The following is a 14414-nucleotide window of genomic DNA, read 5'->3' as shown; positions in this document are numbered from 1 at the left end:
ATACTCTATTCTGAGATTTGACCTTTTTTAAATACTTAACGATTTCCGTACGTATCAAACCAAAGCTGGATGTATCCAGCAGTAACACGTTGTGCATCCATTAAACGCTTACCTGTCATTGGTGTAACTTCAGCGCGCCATTTATCTGCATAATCTTGCGATACAGCAGCTCTCACGAACCAATCTTTCGTATTATCATTTACAATGCCAGCGTAATCCTGTTTCGCAACTACTGCCGCTCCATGAATCCAATCTTCTGGATTTGTACCTTTCCAGTTCCAATATCCATTTCCATCCGTTACTTTGTAATTATCTTTTATCGTATCTACAAAGTTTTCATATTTAGAATGGAACCCTTGTGGATACGAAAGATTTGTAAAGTTTGCCGCATGCATCGGTTGGTTTACATCCCCTAAATAATGAAGTGATAATCCTAAATAGAAGAATGCTTGTTTCATATCTTTATTTTTGTATGACTCACCAGCTAATTTAAAATATTTAGCTCCAGTTTCCTTCGCCTGCTTTGCATATGGAATATACGTTTTCCCGTTATCAGGGTCATAGAAGTGTGAAGCAAATGTGCTATTATCATAATAAGGATTTTCATAGTCAGCAGCATAGATACCATTCTCTAACTCCGTACGCCATTCATTTAATAGTGCAACTCGCTCTTGTTTTACAAGTGTTGTATTACGAGACATAATATCCATTGCACGGTTTACAATCCATAAATGAGAGTTTACGCCTTCTTTATGTTTATCTTCAGCAGACCAGCGCGGAATAACGCCTACTCTCTGTCCTCCATCGTTTTCATGAGCAAACGCAACACTTTGTAACGGTGCTACTAACGTAATAGCTGCTGCTAAAGCAAGAACTTTCTTTTTCATCTGAAATCCTCCATTTTATAATTGAATTATTGTAAACATTTTGCTAGGATCCTATGATGTCGTCTGGTTAACCTATGACTAGAATATCCCACCTTTCATAAAATTTCTATCAATAAATTAAAATATGCAAATGTTCATATCATTATAACTTTATACATAGTGAATATAATGAATGAATGCACTTACATTGTAATAAAGTATTGTTAAGCTACTGCAAATACTTGTCTAAACTAATGTAAAAAAAGAGTAAAGCAATTACATGCTTTACTCTTTTTTTCTATTCGATAATATACTTGGTAGTTGCACATTAACCGCCAACTTATGAATAAATCCAAACACTAATCCAATCCCGATAAATATGTATAGTATCGTAAATATCTTTCCAAAATCAGTTTGAGGACTAAAATCTTTATCGCCTACAGTTGTCAGTGTCACAACACTAAAATATAAAGCATCAAGGATACGTAATCCCTCCACTGTGCTATAAAAGATTGTACCCGATATTAAAGTCAAAATTGTTAATACGAATAAAACTTGAAATTCTTTATCCTTCCACGCTCGCAAACAGGCTCTTAGCATACGTTTCAATGTTAAAAAAAATGAAAGCATTCAACTTTCCCTCCCAACCAAAAGTACATTTAGTCAAAGGAAAGTCTATCACCTTTCCGTATAGAAAAAAAGTAGCCCTCTTCTATTTCTAGAAAAGGACTACTTTTTTCAATTCTTTATTATTTGGGTGAAACAAGAATTTTCACTTGTGTTTTATCTTTTACAAGTGCTTCAAATCCTTCTTCAACAACTTGATCCACTGTAATTTTTTTCGTAATTAATTTCTCTGCTTGAATTTGACCAGAGCTAATTAATTTAATAACAGATGGGAAGATGTGACGGTATCCAAGAATACCGATAACTTCTTTTTCTTTTAATACAAGGTTGTTCGGAGTAATTGTTGCATCTTTTTCCCATACGCTAACAATTACCGTTTGTCCTTCGAAACTTGTACTTTCAATTGCTTGACGTAGTACAACTTCAACACCTGTTACTTCGAAGCTAACATTTACACCTAAACCGTTTGTTAAGTTACGAATTTCTGCTAATACATCTTGAGTTGCTGGATTTAATACGTAATCCGCACCTGCTAATTTTGCTAACTCTTGACGTTCTTTAGAAAGTTCAACTGCGATAACAGGAGTTGCTCCTGCTGCTTTAGCTGCCTGGATAACAAGAAGTCCAATTGGACCACAACCAAATACTGCTACAGCTTCCCCTTCTTTTAATTTACTTTGACGTACTGCATGAACTGCTACTGCTGCTGGTTCTACAAGTGCACCTTGTTCATACGTCATTTCATCTGGAATATGATGAACCATATCTTCTGGTACTACTGTATATTCAGAGAAACCACCACCGTCTCCACCAAGACCGTGGAAAACAAGCTGTTCACAAACATTGTAATGTCCATGTTTACAAGCTTCACATTTACCACAAGAATAAATTGGTTCTACAACAACGCGGTCTCCCACTTTATGAGATGTAACACCTTCACCAATTTCAACTACCTCACCACTAAATTCATGACCTAAAATAACCGGTGCTTTTGCATGTGTTAATGGGTGCTCTTCTGTCGGAATAAAAATTGGCCCTGCTAAATATTCATGCAAGTCTGTCCCGCAAATACCACACCATTTAACTTTAATTTTTACTGCTCCTGGTCGTACAGTTGGTTCTGGTACTTCTTCTACTCTTACATCACGTTGATTATGCCAAAGTAATGCTTTCATTTTAAACATCCCTCTCTATGTATATACTTAACCTGGTGAAGTTTACAAATCTATTATAATACTTCTATCCATATATTTCAAAAAAACAATCTCATTTCCACTAAATTTTAACAAATAACGTTCAATATTTTGTCACTTTGTACTTTTTTCCACATCTGTTAATTCAATTTCATTGCAGTTGAAATTAGCAGTATGCCATAATAGCATAGGAGAGGTGAATATCGCTTGAAATATTTTATTTACTTTATTGTTATCGTAGCTTTTTTAGATACATTTTCACAATTACCTATTATGAGTACGTTCGCTCAAAGCCTTGGAGGAACTCCTCTTATTATTGGGCTAGTTGTCGGTATGTATTCATTTGCTAATATGATTGGTAATATTATTGCTGGAGCTGCTGTCGATAAATTTGGTGCAAAAAAAATACTTTATATAAGCATGGGATTTACGAGTTTCATAGTCTTGTTATATACCGTTGTTCAAAGTGGTGAACAACTATTAGTTGTGCGCTTTATGCACGGTTTTAGTGACGGATTTTTAATTCCTGCTGCCTTTACATTTTTATCAAAACAAACAAATTCAGCAAAGCAAGGTAAGGCAATGGCTCTATCTGGTGCTGCTGTTGGAACAGCGGCAATCGTAGGACCTGCTTTCAGCGGTATTATGAAAGCGACAGCTGGAATAGAATGGGTTTTCATTACTATTTCTATTTTAATGGTTCTTGGTACAATCGTATCTCTATTCTTCTTACCAAATAACGTGTCAAGAAAAGATACATCAAGAACACAAATGATGTACAAAGAAGACATGTTTGAACTATTGAAATCAGAACCGTTATTACAGGCATATATTGGTGCTTTCACTCTAATGTTTTCACAAGGAATTGTCACATATATGTTACCAGTAAAAGTTGAGGCATTAGCGCTTAAAGCATCTACAACAGGCATGATGTTAAGTGTATTTGGTATTACTGCTATCCTCTTCTTCTTGCTTCCAACAAATCGTATTTTCGATCGATTTAATCGTTCGAAACTAATGCTAATCGGAATTGCAGTTATGGCATTCGCATTATCTTTACTCGGATTATTTGCTACAAAAGGTATGCTCTTTATCGTAATGATGATTTATGGAATTGGATTCGCAATCCTCTTTCCGTCTATTAACGCTTTACTCGTTGAAAATACTACAGACGATAATCGCGGAAAGGCATTCGGATTATTTTATGCCTTCTTCTCATTAGGAGTTGTTGCTGGTTCCTTTACAGTTGGAGCAATCGGGGCATCACCTAGTGTCAGCTTCGTTATCGGAACTGCATTCTTATTAACGTTTGCCGGTATGATTTACGTAAGAAGCAAAGTAAAAAAGACAATGATGGGTTAATTCCATCATTGTCTTTTTTTAAAATGCATATTGATATAACCCATAATATAACGGCAAAGTTGGAATCACACCAATTAATTTGAATATAAAAGGTAGCGGTTCATCCTTCTCTTCATATAAACGTAAAACAAAAACGGCACTCAAAGTCCAAATAATGCTAAACACGAAGATGCATTTCCAAACGATTGAGGTTAATATTTCTACATCGAAGACAAAACCAAATAGCCCTATCCACGTAATAATGGATACTACAAAATCAAACTTTTGAATTGGTGTTTGAAACATCCCTCTTATTAATGAAGTAATAGCTAATATCACTACAATTATTAAATAAATTTTCCACAACATAATGATAAGCTCCTGTTCAATTTTTCACTTTCAATAAACCATACTTAATAAATAAGCTGGCATTATATTTTTCATAGAAATAATACAACGGATAACAAAATAAGAAGAAAATAAGTACGGTTGGTACATTGTCTATAATAGAAAAATATTTTCCTAGCAATTCTTTAGTGCTCTCACCAATCATAATAAACAGTGGGATTATACAAATTGCCGCTAATATTAAACATGGCGTTATCCTTATTTCTTTCAGCTTCACCTTACAATGTGGACACCTTAATGAAAAAAGATGTGGGATGTCGATAATATGTTGTGCAGTAATATTTCCTTCACACTGTGGGCATACAATTGTTTCTTTCATTTATAACTTCTCCTTTCTACTCACAAAAAAAAGCTCTATCGAATAGAGCTCTTTTTTCGCCTAATATACATTACTTTTGCTTATAACCAAGTAATACTGTAAATAAACTTATGTATAAAAGCAATACTACATTCTCCCTAAAAAAAAGAAACTGAATAAATACCGACGATACTTCGACAATTTCCTCGGAAATATTTCCTTTCCCCATATAATTTGATACACTACATATGAACAGACACTTGTATTACATAAACTAAAATAATAACTTACTGTACAAATTAAAAAGCACATTCTTCATATGAAGAATGTGCTTTTATTTTATTAACGCTTAATCCAAACCGCACCTGCAGACTTATCCTCTGCTTGTCCAACAACTTGGAATTTAAGACCAAGATTTGGCACTTTTCGTCCTGCATCAGCAATTTGCTTGTTACTGTATACTTTTGAATCATCAAATGTTGTAACACCTTGTAATCCAGCATAATTAAACTGTCCACGTGTTAATGAATTTACACTCCATGCTGGTGTTTGATCAAATGAAAATGCAGCGTCTGCAATTTGCATGCCTGTATTACCGTACGCTGATTTCCCGTTCAAATTACCAACAAACGCTTCTGGATGAGAGTCTACAACCCCAAGGAAGCCTTCACCTGGATGCACCCCAACCCAGTTATCTTTGAAACTATCATCTGCATACCAAACGACAAGACCTGTATTGTATACCGGACCTCTTCCTGCTTTTAATCCATTATCTGATCCAGCGTAGTTTCTCCACTCTAAATAATAATAATGAGCTTTCTTCTCTGTCCCATCAGAAACAACGAATCCATTTAACTGCATTTTTGACTGTCCTTCTGCATCATCAGAGAATACACCTTGTCCGTCAACAGTTACACTTACATTATCCATCGCGAAACCTTTATATGTTACAGCTGGATCTGTAATGTAGTCGAATTGTAGTTTCACTTTCTTCCCTTTAAATTGACTTAAATCGTATGATTTATCAATCCATTTCCCATCTGTTGTATCTTTATCTCCTTGTACTACTTTTTCTCCAAGTCTATCAATTAATGTTTTTGTTCCATCTTCTGTTACTGCATGTACTTCAACAAAATCGCACTCTGCTTCTAACTCATAATTTGCTTTATAATCGAATTTTGCATGTGTTCCTTTTGTTAAATCAAAGAATGGTGTCTCTAGTGTTGTGTGCATATCATCTCCTCTTGTACTATAATATGCATGCTTTCCAAACTCAGGTTTAATCGTTTCAACACTCTTACCTGGCAAATTAACACGTACAACACCTGGACGATTTGATTTCGTAACACTTTGATCAATATATGTAGGAATTCCTACACCGCGCTTAATTTTATCGTAATCTACTTCTAAAATTTTTGCCCAGTTGCCACCCATATTCTTTTGTAAGAAGTCTTTATTTTGTGGTGAAAAACTAGTCGGCTCTGTTCCTGCAATTTTTCCTGTCCAACTGCCTCCACTCATTAATGACCAAGCTTCAACAGGTGACCCAGCTCCAGTATATTTCGTATCATATTCATCCGGTAAACCAAGGTCATGTCCAAATTCATGTGCAAACACACCTACAGCGCCATCTTCTGGTTCAATTGTGTAATCATGCGCTGCTACTTTTCCACCAAAGTAATCTACCTTTGATTTTGTCCCTTCAATCGCTACTGGATCTGTAGCTAATTTTGAACGATGTGACCAAATTGCATCATCACCTAATTTACCGCCACCAGCTTCTTGACCAACACCAGAATGAATTACCATTAAATGATCAATTACACCATCAGGTTCATTTTGATTCCCATCGCCATTTGTATCATATCTATCGAATTGATCAAACTGAGATAAGTCTAACCCTTTCTCAGCAGCTGCATGTAAAGCTTCCTTCACTAAATCACGTGCACCTTTTGGACCTTTATTATCGTGACCACTACTACCATCAGCTCCATAATCAGATGCTTTTCCTGGAACAGTTAGCCACTCCGTTACATATCCGTCTGTCGTATAGCTACCGCCAGACTGCTCTTCATAATATTGTTTAAATGTTTTTACTTTCGAACCATCAAATAATGTATAAGGCTCATTACCAAACAACATCTTTTGATAATGTTCTCTACTAAAGTCTTTCGAATACATATAACCTGGTGTTTGATCAATATTATTATGTTTATAATCACTAAATTCAACGAGTAGCACTAATACTTTATCAGATCGAACAGATCCCTTATATGGAGCTTGCTTTGCCTTGGAAGTTGGAACTTGTCCATTCAATTGCTTTTTATTTGGTTCCGGCTTTTGCTCAGGGCTAACATTTTTTTCAGCCTTCTTTACGTTCTCCTTTTCTTCCATCTTTTTCTCTTTTACCTTTTTCACGAAATCAGATGCTTCTTTTGCCGTATCCTCTGGAAGAATTTCTTTATTCGCTTGATCTCCTTGCTTCTTTTCAATATACTGCTCGACAGCTTTTTTCGTTTCTTCTTTAGAAGATGCTGGATTAATTGTTCCTCTTTCTTTCAGCGCTTCCGCTAAACGATCTTCTTGAATTAAATTGTAATCAATTGGTGTTGTAGACACATTATCTTTTTCTTTCGCTGGCGTTTCTGCGTATGCTAACGGAGCACTCATTACAGATGTACATCCGATAATTGCCGCAATTGCTAACGTTGATAGTACTTTAAATGGAGCTTTTCTTTTCATCCTCTGTCTCTCCTTTTATAAAACTTAAAATTCAGATAAATAAGTGCGTTTAAATCGAAATCCCGGCTTTCTGCCCTCCCTATATAAAAAGGCATAATTCTATAAACGTTAAGCTTTCTGTTATAGAATCATGCCCTCCAGTTTTCTGGTCAGACCCTCTATCTTTTTATCCCACTATTTGCTAGGCAGTAAGACTCCCACCTCAAAATTCAGCGAACCCGAGGAAGTTAATTGGGAGCTAACTGCCCGTAAAAGCCCAATTGGCGAGGGCTAATAATCCGGTGGGGGATGAACAACCCCCATCACTGATTAAAGTGTTACTTTATATCGAAATATAAAAAATAAAGAGTGATTTGTATATATTAAATAGCTTATATTAAAAATTTAAAAGACAATATGCAAAATTGCATGAAAATTCCTTCAAATAAAAAAGAACCCTAGTCAATTAAACTAGGATTCTCGATTTCATATTATTTCTCTTGTGTTTTTTCCCAATCAGCTAGGAATTTCTCAATCCCTTGATCTGTTAATGGGTGCTTCACTAATGAAGCAATTACGTTTGCTGGGATTGTTGCAATATGTGCACCATTTAGTGCTGCGTCAGTTACGTGAACGCTGTGACGTACAGATGCTGCAATGATTTCTGTTTCAATGCCGTGAATTGCAAAGATTTCTGCGATTTGGCGAATTAAGTCCATACCGTTATGACCGATATCATCTAGGCGACCTAAGAATGGTGAAACGTATGTCGCACCAGCGCGAGCTGCAAGTAATGCTTGAACTGCTGAGAATACTAATGTAACGTTTGTACGAATTCCTAAATCTGAAAATGCTTTTACTGCTTTTAAACCTTCCGTTGTCATCGGTACTTTTACAACAACGTTTGGAGCAATCTTCGCTAATTCTTTTCCTTCTTCAATCATTTTATCAGCTTCTAAGCTAATTACTTCTGCACTTACAGGTCCTTCTATAAAACTGCAAATTTCACGAATACGCTCATGGAAATCTACGCCTTCTTTTGCTACAAGTGATGGGTTTGTCGTTACTCCAGCTACTACGCCTAATGCATTTGCCTCTTTAATTTCGTTAATGTTTGCTGTATCAATAAAGAATTTCATTTGTTATTCTTCCTTCCTAATTTTCATTTTATATTTATTTATTTTTTTTAATAAGCTCTAATTCAATCGGAATAGATTTGTCCACTTTTTTACCTTGTGTTATTTCTTTTGCTGTTTGCATCGCCTTCTCTCCGATTAATTCCGGTTTTTGAGCGACTGTTGCAGCCATACGCCCATCGTTAACCGCTTTCACAGCATCGTCTGTTGCATCAAATCCAACAACTACTACATCCGTTTTCCCAGCAGATTTTAATGCCTCAAGTGCCCCTAATGCCATTTCATCGTTATGAGCAAATACCGCTTTAATATCGCTATTCGCTTGCAAAATATTTTCCATAACAGATAAACCTTTTGCACGATCGAAATCAGCTGCTTGTTTTGCTACTACTTTTAAAGACTTATCAGCTACGTTATGGAATCCTTTCCCACGCTCACGAGCAGCAGAGGATCCAGGGATTCCTTCTAACTCAGCAACGTTCGCTCCCCCGCCAACTAATTCACGAATGTAATCACTAGCCATTTGACCACCTTCGATATTATTAGAAGCAATGTGCGAAACAACTTTACCTGAATTCGCAACGCGGTCTACTGTAATAACAGGAACATTCGCTGCATTTGCCGCACTGACTGCTGAAGCAACAGCATCTGAATCGGTTGGATTAATAACAACTACGTCCACACCTTTTTGAATTAAATCTTCAACATCGTTCGTTTGCTTTGCTGCATCGTTTTGTGCATCAACAGCAATCAATTCAATGCCACTATCTTTCGCTTTCTTTTCTGCACCTTTTTTCAAAGTCACGAAAAATGGATTGTTTAAAGTTGAAACAGAGAATCCAACTTTAATAGTTTTATTTCGACCTTTATCGCTAGAATCCTTTGCCCATTCTGGTGGTTCCATTGAACAACCAGCAGTAATGACCATAATACATGCAACGAGTATAAGTAACCATTTCTTCATGAACTGTCCCTCCATTACGCTTCTTTTCGACGATCAATTAATACAGCTAGTAAGATTACAAGTCCTTTTACAACTTGTTGGAAGAAAGAAGATACACCTAATAAATTTAAACCGTTATTTAGTACACCGATAATAAGTACACCGATGAATGTACCAACAATCCATCCTCTTCCTCCAGAAAGACTTGTCCCTCCTAATACAACTGCTGCAATTGCATCTAATTCGTAAGAAGTACCCGCAGTCGGCTGTGCAGAATCTAATCGTGATGTTAAGACAATACCTGCAAGCGCGGCCAAGATTCCGGAAAGACCGTAAATCATTACTTTAATTCTCGTAACATTAATACCTGATAGTGCTGCTGCTTCTTCATTTCCACCAATTGCAAATGTACGGCGACCAAATGTCGTTTTCTTCAAAATGAAGTACAGCACTGCGAAAGCGATCATCATTGTAACAGCTGGTACCGGAATACCAAGAAAATAACCGCGGCCAAACATTTGGAACATTAAATGATCACCAAGACCAGTGATCGGACGTCCGTCCATATAAACAAGCGTCAACCCACGAAAAATAGTCATTGTTGCTAAAGTCGCAATAAATGGAGCTACTTTTCCTTTCGCAATGATGATACCGTTTACAATTCCCATTACAAGACCAGCAAGTAGCCCAACTGCCATTGCAAGGAACGGGTCCATGCCACTTGCCATCATTCCAGCAACAAGTGCACTTGATAATGCTAAAATAGAACCTACCGATAAGTCAATACCCCCTGTTAAAATTACAAAGGTCATTCCGAATGCAATAAGCGCATTAATCGATACTTGACGCAGTATATTAAATAAATTTGGAATTTCAATAAATGCTGGATTTAAAGCTGTAATTACGACAATAATTAATACTAAACCGATTAAAGAACCGAGTTGTTGTAATACATTCCCCTTCTTAGCCATCCTTACTCTCCCCCTGTAGCTAGTGCCATTATAGACTCTTGTGATGCCTCATCTTTCCCTAAAATACCGCCGACTTTTCCTTCATGAATAACAAGAACTCGATCGCTCATCCCTAAAACTTCGGGAAGCTCAGATGATACCATAATAACGGCATCTCCTTGTTCAGTCAGCTTATTCATAATAGAGTAAATTTCTTTTTTCGCTCCAACATCCACACCTCTTGTTGGCTCATCTAAAATGAGTAACTGCGGATGAATACCTAACCATTTCGCAATTACAATCTTTTGCTGATTTCCACCAGAAAGAGATTTCACCGCTTGCTCTCCACTAGATGCTTTCACATTAAGAAGTTTCATCATGTCCTCTGTAAACTGTTGTTCTAGTTCGTTACTAAGGACACTTCCCTTTGAAAGACTTTCTAAATTCGGTAACGCTAAATTTTCTCGAATTGAGAAATCTAACACTAATCCTTCAGACTTTCTATCCTCTGTAATGAAAGCAATTCTTTGTCTAATTGCATCTATCGGACTATCAATCTTTACTTCTTGTCCGTTTATAAAAATTTGTCCAGAGTCTAAAGGTTCATATCCAAATATCGCTTTCATAATATCTGTGCGACCAGCTCCCATCAAGCCAGCTACACCAAGAATTTCACCTTTTCTAACTTGAAACGAAACATTTTCAAATTTCCCCTTTTTCGTTCCGTTACGCATTTCAAAAATTACTTCACCAATTTGACTATTTCGCTCTGGGTAACGTTCACCAATGCTGCGCCCCACCATCATACTCACTACTTCATCAAATGACGTTTCCGGAATTAATCTTTTCCCTACATATTCTCCATCACGCAAAATTGTAATAGCATCACATATTGAGAATATTTCTTCCATGCGGTGTGAAATGTAAACGAATGAAACCCCTTCTTTACGTAACTTATTTATAACTGTAAAGAGCGTTTCAATTTCACGATCCGTCAGTGCCGCAGTTGGTTCATCCATAATAATAACGCTTGCGCTTGTCATCAATGCTTTCGCAATTTCAATAATTTGCTGTTGTCCAACTGATAGTTCTCCTGCTAACATAGCACCTTTTACATGTAATCCTAGCTCCGCCAATTGCTGCTGCGCAATCGCGTTCATTTGACGAGTACGTAAAATACCTGTTTTCCCATACATTAACTCTTTACCGAGAAACATATTTTCAGCTACTGTTAAATTTGGCAATATGTTCAGTTCTTGATGTATAAATGCAATGCCGTACTCTTCCGCTTCTTTCGCATTTTTAAAAGTGCGTTCTTGCCCATCAATCGTGACTGTTCCACCATCTTTTGTATATACACCTGTTAAAATCTTCATGAGCGTCGATTTACCCGCTCCATTTTCCCCCATCAATGCATGGACTTCTCCTGCTTCAATCATAAACTGTGCATTCTTCAAAACAGGATTTCCACTGAACGCCTTTGAAATGTTTTTCATTTCAATACGCATTCTCATCACTTCCCTTTATTAAAAAATCACGCCTGCATGTAAAATTACATTGGCATAAGGCGTAGCCTCTCCTGTACGGATAATTGCCTTCGCTTTTTTTGTATTTTCTTTAAATTGTTCATGTGATACATATTCAAATGCTGGTTCTTTTAATTGCAGCTCAATCTCTTTATTTACTTCCGCATTATTGATAATGACTTCTTCTGCTAACGTCACTTTTTCAATTGCCATATCATCAGCTACAACTTGTAATACATCTAAAAAACTCGGCTTTCCAAGTTCAACAGCTAAATCAATTCGCTTTACTCCATCAGGAATCGGTAATCCACAATCAGCAATTACAAGCGTATCTGTATGTCCGAGTGAAGCCAGGACTGCCGCAATCTCACTGTTTAATACACCGTGCTTTTTCATCCGACAATCACCTGCACTTCACGTACTCTATCTCTCGTCGGCATACCGCCTTGTGCCCCAAGTTTTGTTACAGAAAGGCCTCCAGCAATATTCGCAAAACGAATTGCTTTTTGAAGCGTTTCTCCTTCAGAAAGTGCAACTGCTAACGCACCATTAAATGTATCACCAGCTCCAGTCGTATCCACTACATCAACAGCAATGCTAGGAATATGTAGAATCTCCGTACCATTATGGAAACGAACACCGTTAGAACCTTCTGTCATCAATAGTTTATTTGGATATTTCGCCAGTAAATCTTCAATTGGTGATGTAAAATCATCTAATACAATGCGGCACTCATGTTCATTTGGCGTAATATACGTTGCCTTTTCTAATATGTCTTCTGATAACACTTGTGCTGGCGCTGGATTCAACATAACTGGAATTTTATGTTCTTCGCAAATAGATAGAACATACTTTACTGTTTCAAGCGGAATCTCTAATTGTAGAACAACCATATCAGCTTTTACGAGAAGATCTTTTGAACGATCTACAACCGATTCATTCACAAGAGCATTGGCTCCTTGTACGACAACAATACTGTTATCCTCTTCTGCTAAAACGATATGAGCAATTCCTGTCGTTCCATCTGTAACCGGTACCACATAGTCGATAAAAACACGCTCGTTCTCTAAATTTTTTCTAACTACTGTTCCGTAATCATCATTTCCTACTGCTCCAACCATTGCTACATTGGCACCTAATCTAGCTGCAGCAACTGCTTGGTTCGCCCCTTTCCCTCCTGGGATCGTATGAAATGCTTCACCAATTACTGTTTCTCCTGCTTTCGGCCGTTTCTTTGAAACAGCCACTAAGTCCATTGAAATACTACCTACTACTGCAATATTTGGCATCTGTTTCATCTCCTTACTTCGTTGTATTTCTTTCTATAATTTTAATCGGTAAACGATAGTGTTTCTCTTCCAATGCATTTCCTTCCATTTGCTCTAACAACAACTCTGTTGCAATTTTCCCCATCTCATATATTGGCTGTGCAACAGTTGTAATAGATGGGTACATCATTTCTGTTAAAGAAATTCCATCGAATCCGATAATTTGTAAATCGTCAGGAATAGCCATTCCTTTTTGAAGTGCAGCCTTTACAATACCAATTGCAATTAAATCATTCCCAGCAACAATACCATCAATATGCGGGTATTCTTCTAATAATTCCATTGCTACACGCGCACTATTTGCTGGGTCAAATGTACTCTCTGCAATCATATATGAAAGATTATTTTGCGTAATGATATCTACAAAACCTTCAAAACGCTCATTTGCTGTACTTACATCACGTGGTCCACGAATATGTGCAATATGTTTGCATCCTTTATCTATTAACAACCTTGTCGCATCCTGACTTCCTGCATAGTTATCAGCATATACAGTAGGAATACGCTCATTAAACATACGGTCAATCGCAACGACTGGAACTGATAAATTCATGTAATTTATACTATTTTGTGGATTCGTTGCTACAATAAATCCATCTACATTATTTTGTCTAAGTACATCAATGTATTGTTTCTCTTTTTCTAAACTTTCATCAGAGTTACAAAGGACAACTGTGTAACCTTGTTTATGTGCTACATCTTCTACGGCACGTGCAACTTCTGGAAAGAATGGATTCACGATATTTGGAACTACTAACCCAATTAAACGAGATTTTTTATTATATAAAGAACGCGCTACTGTACTAGGTTTATAATCTAGCATTTCAATTGCTCGTTCTACTTTCTTTAACGTATCCTCATGAACATATCCATTTTTATTTAACACTCTGGAAACGGTCGCAACAGATACTCCCGCTAATTTCGCAACGTCTTTAATCGTACTCATTCTCTTTTCTCCTCATTTCATGTAACCGTTTACAGAAAATAATATAACGCATTTATAAAAATACGTCAATCATTTCTCACAAAAAAGCTTTTAAGGTTATACTCAAAAAAGCATCGCCTAATGGCGATGCT

The 14414-nt window shown here is 36.7% G+C and carries 14 protein-coding genes; 1 reads left to right on the top strand and 13 read right to left on the bottom strand.

Going from position 1 to position 14414, the window contains the following annotated elements:
• Nucleotides 1-35: 35 nt before the first annotated feature.
• The 3 genes from cerA to bdhA all read right to left on the bottom strand — a co-directional run bounded on the left by cerA (nt 36) and on the right by bdhA (nt 2668).
• Nucleotides 36-887, bottom strand: coding sequence for a phospholipase CerA (gene cerA, locus DPQ31_RS03590; RefSeq protein WP_000731003.1), 852 nt, complete (start codon nt 885-887; stop codon nt 36-38).
• Nucleotides 888-1151: 264 nt separating this feature from the next.
• A complete protein-coding gene (locus DPQ31_RS03585) occupies nt 1152-1496 on the bottom strand; it encodes a potassium channel family protein (protein ID WP_000947913.1) in 345 nt (114 codons plus the stop codon).
• Nucleotides 1497-1615: 119 nt separating this feature from the next.
• Nucleotides 1616-2668: a (R,R)-butanediol dehydrogenase gene (gene bdhA / locus DPQ31_RS03580; RefSeq protein ID WP_208731553.1), complete on the bottom strand. Its 1053-nt coding sequence runs from the start codon at nt 2666-2668 to the stop codon at nt 1616-1618.
• Between the two features lie 225 nt (nt 2669-2893).
• Between bdhA and DPQ31_RS03575 the strand changes: the two genes are divergently transcribed.
• Nucleotides 2894-4048 (top strand): MFS transporter, encoded by a 1155-nt coding sequence (locus DPQ31_RS03575; RefSeq protein WP_208731552.1) that lies wholly within the window; start codon nt 2894-2896, stop codon nt 4046-4048.
• 18 nt (nt 4049-4066) lie between these two features.
• Here DPQ31_RS03575 and DPQ31_RS03570 read toward each other — a convergent pair whose 3' ends face one another.
• From DPQ31_RS03570 to rbsR, 10 genes are all read right to left on the bottom strand, one after another.
• The gene (locus DPQ31_RS03570; protein WP_208731551.1) at nt 4067-4396 is read right to left on the bottom strand and encodes a hypothetical protein; all 330 of its coding nucleotides are present in this window, start codon (nt 4394-4396) and stop codon (nt 4067-4069) included.
• Between the two features lie 16 nt (nt 4397-4412).
• Nucleotides 4413-4754, bottom strand: coding sequence for a hypothetical protein (locus DPQ31_RS03565; protein WP_000665294.1), 342 nt, complete (start codon nt 4752-4754; stop codon nt 4413-4415).
• A 321-nt stretch (nt 4755-5075) separates the two neighbouring features.
• Nucleotides 5076-7475 carry a M6 family metalloprotease immune inhibitor InhA2 gene (gene inhA2, locus DPQ31_RS03560; protein ID WP_016107545.1) on the bottom strand — a complete coding sequence of 800 codons (2400 nt, stop codon included), beginning with the start codon at nt 7473-7475 and terminating at the stop codon, nt 5076-5078.
• Nucleotides 7476-7945: 470 nt separating this feature from the next.
• On the bottom strand, nt 7946-8593 hold the full coding sequence (gene fsa, locus DPQ31_RS03555; RefSeq protein ID WP_000667666.1) for a fructose-6-phosphate aldolase: 648 nt from the start codon (nt 8591-8593) through the stop codon (nt 7946-7948).
• A gap of 34 nt (nt 8594-8627) precedes the next feature.
• A complete protein-coding gene (gene rbsB / locus DPQ31_RS03550; RefSeq protein WP_000758982.1) occupies nt 8628-9554 on the bottom strand; it encodes a ribose ABC transporter substrate-binding protein RbsB in 927 nt (308 codons plus the stop codon).
• A gap of 14 nt (nt 9555-9568) precedes the next feature.
• A complete protein-coding gene (rbsC, locus tag DPQ31_RS03545) occupies nt 9569-10504 on the bottom strand; it encodes an ABC transporter permease subunit (protein WP_001074641.1) in 936 nt (311 codons plus the stop codon).
• A 2-nt stretch (nt 10505-10506) separates the two neighbouring features.
• Nucleotides 10507-11991: a ribose ABC transporter ATP-binding protein RbsA gene (rbsA, locus tag DPQ31_RS03540; protein WP_016107544.1), complete on the bottom strand. Its 1485-nt coding sequence runs from the start codon at nt 11989-11991 to the stop codon at nt 10507-10509.
• 18 nt (nt 11992-12009) lie between these two features.
• Nucleotides 12010-12405, bottom strand: coding sequence for a D-ribose pyranase (gene rbsD / locus DPQ31_RS03535; protein ID WP_000716145.1), 396 nt, complete (start codon nt 12403-12405; stop codon nt 12010-12012).
• Nucleotides 12402-13298, bottom strand: a complete 897-nt coding sequence (gene rbsK / locus DPQ31_RS03530) for a ribokinase (RefSeq protein ID WP_001132871.1) — start codon at nt 13296-13298, stop codon at nt 12402-12404. The genes rbsD and rbsK overlap by 4 nt, the downstream gene beginning before the upstream one ends.
• Before the next feature lie 13 nt (nt 13299-13311).
• Entirely contained in the window at nt 13312-14283 is a 972-nt protein-coding gene (rbsR, locus tag DPQ31_RS03525) for a ribose operon transcriptional repressor RbsR (protein WP_098911607.1), read from the bottom strand.
• Between the last annotated feature and the right edge of the window lie 131 nt (nt 14284-14414).

Source organism: Bacillus sp. COPE52, assembly GCF_003355115.1.
GTDB classification, from domain to species: Bacteria; Bacillota; Bacilli; order Bacillales; family Bacillaceae_G; genus Bacillus_A; species Bacillus_A toyonensis.
Note: the sequence above shows the minus strand (reverse complement) of the source record. Positions and strands in the feature narration are given on the sequence as shown.

What these genes read in the sequence shown, in the direction of transcription:
- rbsA (WP_016107544.1), bottom strand. Translation starts at nt 11,991, where the DNA reads ATGCGTATTGAAATGAAAAACATTTCAAAGGCGTTCAGTGGAAATCCT.
- cerA (WP_000731003.1), bottom strand. Translation starts at nt 887, where the DNA reads ATGAAAAAGAAAGTTCTTGCTTTAGCAGCAGCTATTACGTTAGTAGCA.
- DPQ31_RS03570 (WP_208731551.1), bottom strand. Translation starts at nt 4,396, where the DNA reads ATGTTGTGGAAAATTTATTTAATAATTGTAGTGATATTAGCTATTACT.
- DPQ31_RS03565 (WP_000665294.1), bottom strand. Translation starts at nt 4,754, where the DNA reads ATGAAAGAAACAATTGTATGCCCACAGTGTGAAGGAAATATTACTGCA.
- inhA2 (WP_016107545.1), bottom strand. Translation starts at nt 7,475, where the DNA reads ATGAAAAGAAAAGCTCCATTTAAAGTACTATCAACGTTAGCAATTGCG.
- fsa (WP_000667666.1), bottom strand. Translation starts at nt 8,593, where the DNA reads ATGAAATTCTTTATTGATACAGCAAACATTAACGAAATTAAAGAGGCA.
- DPQ31_RS03585 (WP_000947913.1), bottom strand. Translation starts at nt 1,496, where the DNA reads ATGCTTTCATTTTTTTTAACATTGAAACGTATGCTAAGAGCCTGTTTG.
- rbsK (WP_001132871.1), bottom strand. Translation starts at nt 13,298, where the DNA reads ATGCCAAATATTGCAGTAGTAGGTAGTATTTCAATGGACTTAGTGGCT.
- rbsD (WP_000716145.1), bottom strand. Translation starts at nt 12,405, where the DNA reads ATGAAAAAGCACGGTGTATTAAACAGTGAGATTGCGGCAGTCCTGGCT.
- rbsB (WP_000758982.1), bottom strand. Translation starts at nt 9,554, where the DNA reads ATGAAGAAATGGTTACTTATACTCGTTGCATGTATTATGGTCATTACT.
- rbsR (WP_098911607.1), bottom strand. Translation starts at nt 14,283, where the DNA reads ATGAGTACGATTAAAGACGTTGCGAAATTAGCGGGAGTATCTGTTGCG.
- rbsC (WP_001074641.1), bottom strand. Translation starts at nt 10,504, where the DNA reads ATGGCTAAGAAGGGGAATGTATTACAACAACTCGGTTCTTTAATCGGT.
- bdhA (WP_208731553.1), bottom strand. Translation starts at nt 2,668, where the DNA reads ATGAAAGCATTACTTTGGCATAATCAACGTGATGTAAGAGTAGAAGAA.